Annotated in this window: 10 protein-coding genes; 3 read left to right on the forward strand and 7 right to left on the reverse strand. The window is 69.9% G+C overall.

Features of this window, described 5'->3' with window-relative positions; translation table 11 throughout:
- Nucleotides 1-12: 12 nt before the first annotated feature.
- The 7 genes from ACWCRB_RS21945 to ACWCRB_RS21975 form a co-directional block, all read right to left on the reverse strand.
- On the reverse strand, nt 13-1,056 hold the full coding sequence (locus ACWCRB_RS21945; RefSeq protein ID WP_450997633.1) for a hypothetical protein: 1,044 nt from the start codon (nt 1,054-1,056) through the stop codon (nt 13-15).
- Entirely contained in the window at nt 977-1,888 is a 912-nt protein-coding gene (gene efeU / locus ACWCRB_RS21950) for an iron uptake transporter permease EfeU (protein ID WP_450997634.1), read from the reverse strand. The genes ACWCRB_RS21945 and efeU overlap by 80 nt, the downstream gene beginning before the upstream one ends.
- A 3-nt stretch (nt 1,889-1,891) precedes the next feature.
- On the reverse strand, nt 1,892-3,181 hold the full coding sequence (gene efeB / locus ACWCRB_RS21955; RefSeq protein ID WP_450997635.1) for an iron uptake transporter deferrochelatase/peroxidase subunit: 1,290 nt from the start codon (nt 3,179-3,181) through the stop codon (nt 1,892-1,894).
- A 24-nt stretch (nt 3,182-3,205) separates the two neighbouring features.
- The gene (gene efeO, locus ACWCRB_RS21960) at nt 3,206-4,348 is read right to left on the reverse strand and encodes an iron uptake system protein EfeO (protein WP_450997636.1); all 1,143 of its coding nucleotides are present in this window, start codon (nt 4,346-4,348) and stop codon (nt 3,206-3,208) included.
- 220 nt (nt 4,349-4,568) lie between these two features.
- Nucleotides 4,569-5,393: a heme ABC transporter ATP-binding protein gene (locus tag ACWCRB_RS21965; protein WP_450997637.1), complete on the reverse strand. Its 825-nt coding sequence runs from the start codon at nt 5,391-5,393 to the stop codon at nt 4,569-4,571.
- 109 nt (nt 5,394-5,502) lie between these two features.
- The gene (locus ACWCRB_RS21970; RefSeq protein WP_450997638.1) at nt 5,503-6,588 is read right to left on the reverse strand and encodes a FecCD family ABC transporter permease; all 1,086 of its coding nucleotides are present in this window, start codon (nt 6,586-6,588) and stop codon (nt 5,503-5,505) included.
- Nucleotides 6,585-7,616, reverse strand: coding sequence for a heme/hemin ABC transporter substrate-binding protein (locus ACWCRB_RS21975; RefSeq protein ID WP_450997639.1), 1,032 nt, complete (start codon nt 7,614-7,616; stop codon nt 6,585-6,587). Before ACWCRB_RS21975 ends, ACWCRB_RS21970 begins: the two co-directional genes overlap by 4 nt.
- A 162-nt stretch (nt 7,617-7,778) precedes the next feature.
- Here ACWCRB_RS21975 and ACWCRB_RS21980 point away from each other — a divergent pair, with 162 nt between their 5' ends.
- Genes ACWCRB_RS21980 through ACWCRB_RS21990 form a run of 3 tightly spaced genes read left to right on the forward strand, consistent with a single transcriptional unit; the run spans nt 7,779 to nt 11,512 of the window.
- Nucleotides 7,779-9,245, forward strand: coding sequence for an HtaA domain-containing protein (locus tag ACWCRB_RS21980; protein WP_450997640.1), 1,467 nt, complete (start codon nt 7,779-7,781; stop codon nt 9,243-9,245).
- Between the two features lie 55 nt (nt 9,246-9,300).
- Complete coding sequence (locus ACWCRB_RS21985; protein ID WP_450997641.1) at nt 9,301-10,830, forward strand: HtaA domain-containing protein; 1,530 nt, start codon at nt 9,301-9,303, stop codon at nt 10,828-10,830.
- Between the two features lie 37 nt (nt 10,831-10,867).
- The gene (locus ACWCRB_RS21990; RefSeq protein ID WP_450997642.1) at nt 10,868-11,512 is read left to right on the forward strand and encodes a PhzF family phenazine biosynthesis protein; all 645 of its coding nucleotides are present in this window, start codon (nt 10,868-10,870) and stop codon (nt 11,510-11,512) included.
- The last annotated feature ends 124 nt before the right edge of the window (nt 11,513-11,636 follow it).

An 11,636-nucleotide genomic window follows, 5' to 3' on the forward strand; every position in this document is an offset into this window, starting at 1 on the left:
CAACAGCCGGAGTTACTCTCCCTGCGCCGCCGTCAGACCCTGGATGCGGCTCAGGAACTCCACACCCTGGCCCGCGGCACCCTTGCCCGGGTCGAGGACCGCCTGGTTCGAGACGAACTCCAGGGTCAGCGACTGCTTGATCTCACCCGTCGTCAGCGCCAGCACACTGTCGCTCGGCTCCGGGATCGACGTACCCAGCGCAGCCGTCTGCTTCTCGTAGTGGTGCGTGGCGAAGAAGACCAGCGCGCCACCGTCCGCCGTCCGCAGACCCAGCGGGGCGAAGTCGTCCTTGCCGAGCGGCTCGTCGATGTACTGCGTGACGAGCCCGGGCTTGATGGCGCTCTTCTTGCGCTGCTCCACCCAGCCGCTCGTGTGCACCCCGGGCGCGAAGACGTCGCCGGTGCCGTCCTTCAGATAGGTCGCGTAGTCCGCGCTCAAGTCCTTGGGCGCGACGGCCAGTTCGGCCGAGTTCGCCGTCACCGGCTCCGCGAGACCGTCCTTGTCCGTCTTGAACGCCGGTACGTCGTCCGGGGCGACCAGCGTCAGATACGCCACCGCCCACGGCTCGGCCACGTTGCTGCGCGTGAACACCAGCAGCCAGCGCGAGTCGTTGCCCTTGTTGGCGTCGGCGTCCGCGACGAACCAGCGCGGCCAGCCCGCCTTCTTCGGGATCGCGAACCTGGTGTCCGTGAACTCCAGCGGTACGTGCGACGGGTTGCCGGCCGGGCTGTTCTCGCGCCCCGCGTTCAGCCGCGCTGCGTCGATCGCGCCGAGGGCGCCGGTGACGTAGTCGGCGTCCAGGGAACGGTCGTTCGCCTTGTCCGCCTTGTTGTACGCGGCCGTGAAGTCCTTCAGCGCCTCGGCCGCCTCCGCCCGGGTCGCCGCCGGGACCACCTCGCGCTCGCCGTGCACCACGACACAGCCGCTCGCGGCCAGCGACAACACGGTCACCGAGGCCGCTACAAGGGCACTCCGGTCAAGACGACGTCGTGGTGTCCGAGGACTTCGAGGCGTCCGAAGAGTCCGAGGGCTGCGCCCCCTGCTCAACCTGCTCATCAGCTGGCTTCACCTTCCCCTTCCCGGAGGCGAACCCTACCGGGGCGAGGAACAGCGCGAGCGTCGGGATCAGGTACAGCGCCCACACCGTGACCTGGAGGACGGTCGGGTCGGGCTGGAAGTTGAGGACGCCCTTGAGGAGCGTGCCGTACCAGCTGTCCGGCGGGATCGTGTCGCTGATGTCGAACGCCTTGTTGTTCAGGCCCGGCAGCCAGTCGGCCTCCTGGAGGTCGTGGAAGCCGTACGCCAGGACGCCCGCCGCGACCACGACCAGCATGCCGCCGGTCCACGTGAAGAACTTCGACAGGTTGATGCGCAGGGCGCCCCGGTAGAAGAGGTAGCCGAGCACGACCGCCGACGCGATGCCCAACAGCACGCCGATCAGGGGCCCTTCGGTGCCGTCGCTGGACGCCCGCACCGACGCCCACACGAACAGCGCGGTCTCCAGGCCCTCCCGGCCCACCGCCAGGAACGCGGTCGCGACCAGCGCGCCCGTGCCCATCTGGAGCGCCGCGTCCAGCTTTCCGTGCAGGTCCGCCTTGAGATGCCGGGCCGTACGCCGCATCCAGAAGACCATCCACGTCACCAGGCACACGGCGACGATCGACAGCGAGCCGCCGAGCGCCTCCTGCGCCTCGAACGTCAGCTCCTGGGAACCGAATTCGAGCGCGCAGCCGAAGGCGAGGGCCAGCGTGATGGCGACCCCGATGCCGATCCAGATCGGCTTCAGGGCGTCCCGGCGGTCCGTCTTCACCAGATAGGCGATGAGGATGCAGACGACGAGACTGGCTTCCAGCCCCTCGCGCAGACCGATCAGATAGTTCGCGAACACGGGCTAGGCCCCCTCAGTGAACAGTGCGCGGCCCCACCAGTCGTCCTTGTCCCGGACGCCCGGAGGGATCGCGAAGACCGCCGAACCCACGTGCTGGATGTACTCGTTGAGCGCGTCGGTCGCGAGATTGCGCTGCACGGGGATGAACCCCTTGCGGACGTCCCGCTGGTACGCGAGGAAGAACAGGCCCGCCTCAAGGCGGCCGAGACCGTCCGTGCCGTCCGTGAAGGAGTAGCCGCGGCGCAGCAGGGTCGCCCCGTGGTTGGAGTCGGGGTGCGCGAGGCGGACGTGCGCGTCGGGCAGCATCGCCTTGAGGAACGGCTCGTCGCGCTCCTTCGCCTTGCCGACCGGGGCGCCCTCGCCCTTGTCGCGCCCGATGATGTCCTCCTGCTCCTGCAGCGAGGTCCGGTCCCAGGGCTCGATGTGCATCCGGATGCGCCGGGCGACGAGATACGAACCCCCGTCCATCCAGGCCGAGTCGGCGTCGACGTCCGTACCGTCCACCCACACGAACTTCTTCAGCCGGGCTGTCTCGGTGCCCGCTATGTTCCGGGTGCCGTCCTTGAAGCCCAGCAGGTTGCGCGGGGTCTGTGCCTCGGGGGTGGTGGAGGACGTCTTCCCGAAGCCGAGCTGCGACCAGCGAACCGAGACCTTGCCGAAGCCGATCCGGGCCAGGTTGCGGATCGCGTGCACGGCGACCTGCGGATCGTCCGAGCACGCCTGGACGCACACATCGCCGCCGCTGCGGTTCTTGTCGAGGTTGTCCCCGGGGAACTGCGGCAGGTCGACGAGCGCGGCGGGCCGCCGCTCGGCCAGCCCGAACTTCTCGAACAGGCCGGGCCCGAACCCGACCGTCAGCGTCAGCCGCGACGGCTTCAGCCCCAGCGCCTCACCGGTGTCGTCCGGCGGAGCCACGGCCAGCCCGCCGTACGCGCCCTCGCCGACCGTCTGCCCGGCGGTCATCCGCCGGGCAGCGGCCGTCCAGTCCTTGAGCATCTGGACGAACTCGGCGCGGTCGTCGGTCTCCACGTCGAACGCGGCGAAGTGCAGCCGGTCCTGCACCGGCGTCGCGATCCCCGCCTGGTGGCCGCCGTGGAAGTCGATCGCGCCGCCCGTCTCGGCGGCGACCGTCTGCACGTCGTCGCCGCCACGGGTCACCGCCACGGCCCCGCCGACCGCGGCGGCCCCGAGCGCGAGCCCGGCCCCGCCCCAGCCGATGAGCGCCCGCCGCGAGGTACTGCCCGCAGGGGTCTCGGGTGTCTCCGTCACGTCGTCTGTCATGTCGTCCGCCATGTCGATGGACTCCTCTTGCTTCTTCTACTTCACGACGGCGGCGGCGAGCTTGGACAGCGGCTCGGCGAGAGCGTTCACCGCGTCGGAGAGCTCCTTGCGCTGGGCGTCGGTGACCTTGTCGTACGAGGTGAAGTCGTACGAGTTCTTGTCCGCGCGGTACTTGTCGAGCAGCGTGTTCAGGGCGGCGAACTGCTTGTGCAGCTCCGTGACCAGGGCCGCGTCGTTCTCCTTCGCGACCGTCTTCAGCAGCTCGTACGACTTCTCCGCGCCCTCGACATTGGCCTTGAAGTCGACGAGGTCGGTGTGCGAGTAGCGCTCCTCCTCGCCGGTGACCTTGCCGGTGGCGACCTCGTCGAGGAGCTCCTTGGCGCCGTTGGCCATGGAGGTCGGGGTGATCTCGGCCTTGCCGACCCGCTTCTGCCAGTCGGTCAGGTCGGTGATCAGCTGGTCGGCGAGGGTCTTGTCCGCGTCGGTGATCTTCTTGTCCTGCCAGAGGGACTTCTCCAGCCGGTGCCAGCCCGTGAACTCCTGCCCGGCCTCCAGACCGTCGGCGCGGACGTCGACCTTGGGGTCGATGTCACCGAAGGACTCGGCGACCGGCTCGGTGCGCTCCCAGCCGATGCGGGAGGGCGCGTACGCCTTCTTCGCGGCCTCGATGTCGCCGGCCTTGACCGCCTTGGCGAAGACCTCGGCGAGCGGCACGGTGGCGTCCGCCTGCTCCTGCGCGTACTTGCGGTAGGCGGCGACGGCCGCGTCCAGACGGGGGTCGCGCTTGGCGACCGTACCGCCGGTGGCCTTGACGGCCTGGCGGATGCCGTCGCCCTTCATGCCGGGCTTGCAGGCGATCGTGTAGTCGCCGGCCTTCACCTCGGCGGTGACCTTCTGCTTGGTGCCGGGGCCGATGTTCTCGCGCTCGGTGACGATCCGGTCGTCCGGGAAGAGGACGTAGACCTCGGTGACCTTGGAGCCCTTGTTCGCGATGTCCAGCTCGATGTGCCCGGCCGGGAACTCCTTCTTCGACACCTCGCACTTGTCGTCCGTCGCGGTGACGCTGATGACCCGGTCGCCGTCGCTCCCGGAGCTGCCCTTCTCCGTGCAGCCGGTGACGGCGGCCAGCGCCGCCGCGGTGGCGGCTGCGGTGACGACGGAGAGTCTGACGGCACGCATACGGGCTCCTGGGTGAAGGTGAGTGGCGAGAAATCGACGTGTCCGGGCTCACAGAAGTTTGGTGAGGCGGCCCTAACTTACCTAAGGCTTGCCTCAGTGATACCCGGACATTCGGTGATTCAGCTCTCACAGGCGCCGTAAGGCCACGCTCCGATCACGGCAACCCAATCGCTCACCAAAGGGGACGTAAAGACGACCCCATTCACAGGTAATGCACAGGTCAAGAATCCCGGACCGGCGAGATCAGGACAGCTCCGGTACGCGGATGCGGAAACACCTCGATGGCCTGCCGGTACACGTCCGACAGCAGCCGCTCCTCGAAGACCCCCTCGGGCGTCCCGTCGGCCACCACCCGCCCGGCGCTCAGGATCGCCACCCGGTGCGCGTAGGCCGCCGCGAGTCCCAGATCGTGCAGTACGACCACCACGGCGTCCCCGGCCCGTGCCCGCTCCCGGCACACCCGCAGCACCAGCTCCTGGTGCCGCAGATCCAGCGCGGCCGTCGGCTCGTCGAGCAGCAGCAGCGGCGCCCGCTGGGCGAGCACCCGGGCCAGCGCGACCCGGGCCCGCTCACCCCCGCTCAGCGCGGAGAACGGCCGCACGGCGAACCCGGCCACCTCGGCGGCCCCCATCGCCTCACCCACGGCCACATCGTCCTCGTCCTCCCGCTCGGTCCCGGCCCAGGGCGCCCGCCCCATCCGAACGACCTCCTCAACGCTGAACGGAAACGAAAGCGAGGCAGCCTGCGGCAACACGGCCCGGCGCAGCGCGAGCTCAGCGGCCTGCCACTCACCGGCGTCCCGCCCATGAATCCGCACAACTCCCGAGGCGGCCGGCAGATCCCCGGCAATCGCACCCAACAGCGTCGACTTCCCGGCCCCATTGGGCCCAACCAGAGCCAACACCTCCCCGGCCCGGGCGATCACGTCGACACCCGAGAGAACCTCCCGCGAACCAAGCCGAACATGCAGCCCTTCGACTTCGGCGAGAACGTCCCCTGGTTCGGCGGGGGGTGGGGGAGTCGGACGGGAGCGAAGAAGTCTCACGGCAAGCTTCCTAGAGGTCGAGTTGGAAAAGGGCGGTGCGGATCCCCACCTAGGGGCGCGGGGAACTGCGCGACAAGCCCCCACCGGCCGCCGGCCGACAAACAACCCTTCACGCCCACCCCCCTTGCCTCCGCCGAGTCCTCCGAAGCAACCAGAAGAAGAACGGACTACCAAGCAGCGCAGTCAACACACCCAGCGGCAACTCCGCCGGTGCAGCAACCGTCCGCGCCACCAGATCCGCGGCAAGCAGAACCACCGCCCCCGCCAGCGCAGCGCCCGGCACAAGGAACCGATGCCCCGGCCCCGCAGCCATCCGCAGCAAATGCGGAATCACCAGCCCGACAAACCCGATGATCCCCGAGACCCCGACGGCCGCCGCAGTCAACAACGCGATCACCAGAATCAACACAACCCGCATCCGCTCAACATCCACCCCCAGATGCCGAGCAGGCCGCTCCCCGAGAGCCAGAAGATCCAGCCGACGCGTATAAAGAGGCGCGATCACCAGACCCACGACCGCGAACGGCAGCACCGCCAACACCTTCGACCAGGTCGCCTGCGCAAGCGACCCGAGCTGCCAGAACGTGATCTGGTTGACCGCAGCCGTGTCCGCGAAGAACAGAAGCAACCCGATCAGCGCCCCCGCGAACGCGTTCACGGCGATCCCGGTGAGGATCAGAGTCACGACCTCCGTACGACCACCGGCGCGAGACATCGAGTACACAAGAAGGACGGTCGCGAGCCCCGTCACAAACGCGACAGTCGGAATCGTCACCGTGCCAAGGAAGTTGAGGCCGAGCGAGATCGCCCCCACCGCACCGACCGCCGCCCCCGACGAGACGCCGATAATGCTCGGCTCGGCAAGCGGATTGCTGAACATCCCCTGCATCAACGCCCCCGCACACCCCAGCGAGGCCCCCACGAGCAGCGCGAGCACGATACGAGGGAAACGGACGTTCCACAGAACAGACTCGGGAACACGCTCCAACTCGGCCCCACCGAGCCCGACTTTGTGCAGCACCGAGCCCAACACATCACCCGTGGGGATCGGATACGCCCCGAGCCCGGCGGCGACCGGAACGAGCACGAGCAGCGCGACGACGAGCCCGACGGTCAGCAGCCACGTGCAGCCACGCACCCGACGTACGGGCGAGGCCTCCTCGGCGGCCTCAACCACCTTGTCCAGCAAGGTCATTGCGCATCTCCGTCGCTGTCGGCGTAGAGCTGGGCCACGATCGACTTCAGCACCTGGTCCGTACGCGGCCCGTAGTTGAGGAGCACCCCGTCCTCGATCGACACGACCCGGCGCTCCATCCCGGCCGGGGTCTGCGCGACACCGGGGATCTCGACCATCCCGTCGATACCGCCGACGGACTCAAGTCCCTTGGTCATGACGAGAATCGCGTCCGGCGCGGCCTGCGCGAGCGCCTCGGTCGTAATGGCCGTGAAGTCCTTCTCGAGCCCCGAGTCCGCGCCCGCGTCGATCGCCCCGGCGGCCTCCAGGAGCGAGGCCGCGCCGGAGTCCTTGCCGCCGATGAGATAGACGGAGGCGGAGCCACGCAGATAGAGGAAGGCGACGCGAGGCTTCTCGCCGCCTTCCGAAGACTTCGGAATCCCCTTGCGTACGGCGGCGATCCGGTCCTCGGAGCGCTTCGTCAGCTCCTTCCCGGCCGCCGGTACGCCGAGCGCGTCGGCGACCGCCTGGATACGCGGGCCGACGTCGCCGAGGTCCTCCGCCGGGTCGATGACGAGGACCGGGATACCGGCGTCGCGGATCTGGCCGATGGCCTCCTCGGGGCCGGTGGTCGTCTCGGCGAGGACGAGGTCGGGCTTGAGGGAGAGCACACTCTCGGCGGAGACGTCGTGGTTGCGGGTGACGATCGGCAGCTTCTCCGCCTGGGCGAAGGTGGCGGTGATGTCCCGGGCGACGACCCGGTCGCCGAGCCCGAGCGTGAACACGATCTCGCTGAGGCTGCCGGAGAGGGGCACGATCCGCTCGGCGGCCTCGACGGTCACCTTCGCCCCGTCGGACGACCGTACGGTGACGGGGAGTTGGGGTTCGGCAGGGTTCGCGAGGGGTTCCACGCGATCCGCGGCCGCCGCACTCGCGGCGGCCTTGGCCGTGCCCTGTGGACTGTCCTGCCCGGAGCCCTGGGCGCCGGCGCAGCCGGTCGCCGTGAGGGCGAGCGCGGACAGTAGTGCTCCCGCCAGTCGCGTGCGCAAGCGTCCCACGGTGCCATCCGTTTCTCTTGGATCGTCTCGGATCGACTTGGATCGACTCGGATTCTCTCGGCCCTCTTACGTTTCCGCTGGCCAAAGCTTAGGTTAGCCTTACCTTTGCTCGCTACTGGCAGTCGAATTCCGTCGGATATCGGAGGACAACCCATGCCCGCGCGCCTACGTGCCCTGGTGACCGTGTTGTGCGCGGCCGTCCTGGGGGCCCTCCTCCCGGCCGGTGCCGCGCATGCCGCGAGCCGTACCGTGCAGGGCGGCAGGCTCGACTGGGGCATCAAATCGTCCTTCCAGAGCTATGTCACCGGCCCGATAGCGAAGGGGAGTTTCTCCCTCACGGGCGGCGCGGCCACGGTCGGCGGCAGCCAGTTCCGCTTCCACTCGGCCACGGGTTCGTACGACGGCGACACGGGCGCCTTCCGCGCCGGCTTCTCCGGCGGTGTCCACTTCGTCGGCCACAAGAAGGCCGACGGGACCTACCAGCTCGACCTCACCATCAGCCGCCCCACCGTCCGGATCTCCGGCGGCTCCGGCACCCTCTACGTCGACGTCACCAGCAAGGCGAAGGACACCGGGACGGTCACGACGTCCTCGCAGGTGCCCTTCGCCGCCCTCTCCCTGGGCGGGATCGACATGCGGGGCGGCGGCAACGCGGTCACCCTCAACAACCTCCCCGCCACCCTCACCGCCGAGGGTGCCAAGTCCTTCGCCGGGTACTACACGGCGGGCACCGCACTCGACCCGGTGAGCCTCTCGGCGGACGTCCAGGCGGCGGCCACCAAGCAGCCGACGACGACACCGACGACCAAGGCCCCCACGGCCACCCCCGCCAAGTCCACGGCCCCGAAGGCGACTTCGGGCGCGATCAAGGACGGCGCCGTCGACTGGGGGGTGCGCCGCACCTTCCGCGAGTACGTCACCGGTGACATCGCCAAGGGCAAGTGGACGCTGTCCTCAGGCGCCCAGGACGGCGGCGCGCTCTTCCGCTTCCCGAGCGGCAAGGGCACGTACAAGGACGGCAAGCTGACCGCCTCCTTCACCGGCGCGGTGCGCTTCACCGGCGAGAACGGCCTCGACCTGGCGCTGAGCGGACTGCGGACGATGGTCGCAGCGAACGGCACAGGCGCGCTGTACGCGGACGTAGCGAACCCGGACTTCAAGGGCGCCGACGTCCCGCTGATCACCTTCACCGCCGCCAAGCCGACGGCCAAGAACGGCCTGGTCGCCCTGACCGAGGCGCCTGCGAAGCTCACCGAGCGCGGTGCGAAGGCCTTCGGCGGGATGTACAAGGCGGGCACGGAGATGGACCCCGTCTCCCTCGCCGTCACCCTCACCGACGACGCCGAACTTCCCGCCCTGCCCGACCTGGGCAGCGCGGGCACCGGGACGGAGACGTCCGCGACACCGGAGGCGACGGCCAAGTCCGCCGCACCGGACACGGAGAACGCCGCGAGCGACACCGACACCGGCGCCGACTCCGACGACGGCTCACCGCTCCTGCCCGTCGGCCTGGCGGCCGGCGCCCTGCTCCTGGCGGCCGCGGCCTACGCGGTCGTCGTCCGCAGGCGCAAGGCCCGCACGGCCACCGCCACCGCCGCCGACGCGCCGGACGGGTCCTGAACCCCCTTACACCGTCCGCCAGTCGGCGGACCGTCCACTAGGAGAACCACCACCCATGTCCGCCTCCTCCAGACGCCCCCTCGCTCTCGCCGCCGCCGTGGCCACGGCCGTCGCCCTCGGGGCCACCGCGCTCGCCACGACGGTCGCCTCCACCGCCTCGGCCGCCGAAGTCCCGCTCAGCGGCTACGAGTTGACCTGGGGCATCAAGCAGTCGTACCGCACCTACGTGACCGGAATGGCGGCCGGCACCTTCACCCCGGCGGACGGCGCCTCGCAGGCCGCGGACAACGGCGCGTTCACCTTCACGGAGGGCACGGGGACCTACGACTCCACCGCCCACACCGTGAACCTCGGATTCAAGGGCAGCCTGAAGATCGCCTCCACGCTGCACGGCTTCGAACTCACCCTGTCCGACGTCAAGTTCGACAGCAAGGCGGCGAAGATCACCGCCGACGTCACGAAGAGCGGCACCACCCAGGACGACGTCCCGCTTGCCGACGTCACGGTCAGCCAGGCGATGACCGAGATGGCGACCAAGCTGACGGCGGAGGCGGCGACCGTCTTCGGCAGTTCCAGCTACAGCGGGGCGGCGGGCGACCCGCTGACGGTCGTGAAGAAGACGACGGGGTCCACGACCCCGTCCGGATCCGCGACCCCGAGCGCGTCGAACTCGCCGTCACCGTCCCCGACTCCGTCGGGATCGACCTCTGCCTCTGCCTCGACCTCGGCATCCCCGTCGCCGTCGCAGAGCGAGTCGGAGTCCGCCTCGCCCTCGGCGTCCCCGTCGGACACCGACACCGCAGCCCCGGTGAGCGGTGACATCACGGACGGCACGCTGGGCTGGGGTGTGAAGCAGTCCTTCCGTACGTACGTCGTGGACGGCGTCGCCAAGGGCGCGATCACGACGTCCGACGGCGCGACCCAGGCCGCCGACAACGGTGTGTTCACGTTCGTCGACGGCTCGGGCGAGTACGACACCGACGCCGAGACCCTCTCCGCCGCCTTCGCGGGCGCCGTGACCTTCAAGGGCCACGAGGACAACGGCACGTACGGCCTCGACCTCACCCTCAGCGACCTCAAGGCGACGATCGACAACGGCGCCGGCGAACTCACCGCCGATGTGGAGAGCCTCGGCGAGACCTCCGACGACGTGGTCCTGGCCGACCTGACGACGGACGCGACCGACCTCACGGCTGTGAACGATGTCATCACCCTCTCCGACGTGACCGCGAAGCTCACGGCGGCCGGTGCGAAGGCCTTCGGCGACTTCTACGAGACGGGCACGGAACTCGACCCGGTCGACCTGTCCGTGGCGGTCGCCGAGGGCGCCGAACTCCCGGGCGGCGACGGCGGATCGGACTCCACGGGCGGTACCTCTGGCTCGTCCGGCTCCACGGGCGGTTCCTCCGGTACGACGGGTTCCACGACTGGCGGTACCACCGGCTCGACGACCGGCGGGCTCGCGTCCACCGGTGCGGGCGTTCCGGTGGGTGCGCTGGGTACGGCCGCCGCGGTGACGGTCGCGGCGGGCGCCGGTGTGGTGCTGGCGGTACGGCGTCGTCGTACGGACGTCCAGGACGCGTAGTTGGTGACTGCCGCCACCTGGGTGTTTGAATGCGCGCGTGACTGATTACGACGTACTCCGCGTCTTCTGCTCGCCCACCGGCGGATACGGCAACGAACTGGGCGTGGTCCGTGAGGGCTCCGTCATGCCGGAGCGGGACGAACGGCAGGCGTTCGCGGCGAAACTCGGGTTCAGCGAGACCGTGTTCGTCGATGACCCCGAGCGCGGGGTCATCGACATCTACACCCCGACCCTGCGCCTGCCCTTCGCCGGTCACCCTTGCGTCGGCACGGCCTGGCTGCTCGACGTGCCCGAGTTGGTCACACCGGCCGGGCTGGTGGGGGCGCGGCTGGACGGCGAGTTCAGCTGGATCGAGGCGCGGGCGGAGTGGGTGCCGGGGCGGACGCTGCGGCGGTACGGCTCGGCAGCGGAGGTGGACGCGCTGCCGGTGCCGCCGGCGGGGGAGTGGATCTACGCGTGGGCCTGGGAGGACGAGGCGGCGGGCCGAGTGCGTGCCCGCGGCTTCCCCGGCCGGGACGACGGCATCGAGGAGGACGAGGCGACGGGGGCGGCGGCGTTGCTGCTGACGCATGAGCTGGGCCGGGCGCTGAACATCACCCAGGGCAGGGGTTCACAGATACTGACGGCGCCCCAGCCGATGGGGTGGGTGGAGGTCGGGGGGCGGGTGTTCCTGGAGCGGTGAGTTTTCTTCGCCCCCGCCGCCCCTACCCGTCCCATCCTTCTGGGGGCTGCGCCCCCAGACCCCCGCTGTCGGCCTGAACGGCCTCGTCCTCAAACGCCGGACGGGCTGACTACCCAGCCCGTCC

The organism is Streptomyces sp. NPDC002156 (assembly GCF_053593675.1).

What these genes read in the sequence shown, in the direction of transcription:
- ACWCRB_RS21945 (WP_450997633.1), bottom strand. Translation starts at nt 1,056, where the DNA reads ATGAGCAGGTTGAGCAGGGGGCGCAGCCCTCGGACTCTTCGGACGCCT.
- efeB (WP_450997635.1), bottom strand. Translation starts at nt 3,181, where the DNA reads ATGGCGGACGACATGACAGACGACGTGACGGAGACACCCGAGACCCCT.
- efeO (WP_450997636.1), bottom strand. Translation starts at nt 4,348, where the DNA reads ATGCGTGCCGTCAGACTCTCCGTCGTCACCGCAGCCGCCACCGCGGCG.
- ACWCRB_RS21970 (WP_450997638.1), bottom strand. Translation starts at nt 6,588, where the DNA reads ATGACCTTGCTGGACAAGGTGGTTGAGGCCGCCGAGGAGGCCTCGCCC.
- ACWCRB_RS21980 (WP_450997640.1), top strand. Translation starts at nt 7,779, where the DNA reads ATGCCCGCGCGCCTACGTGCCCTGGTGACCGTGTTGTGCGCGGCCGTC.
- ACWCRB_RS21985 (WP_450997641.1), top strand. Translation starts at nt 9,301, where the DNA reads ATGTCCGCCTCCTCCAGACGCCCCCTCGCTCTCGCCGCCGCCGTGGCC.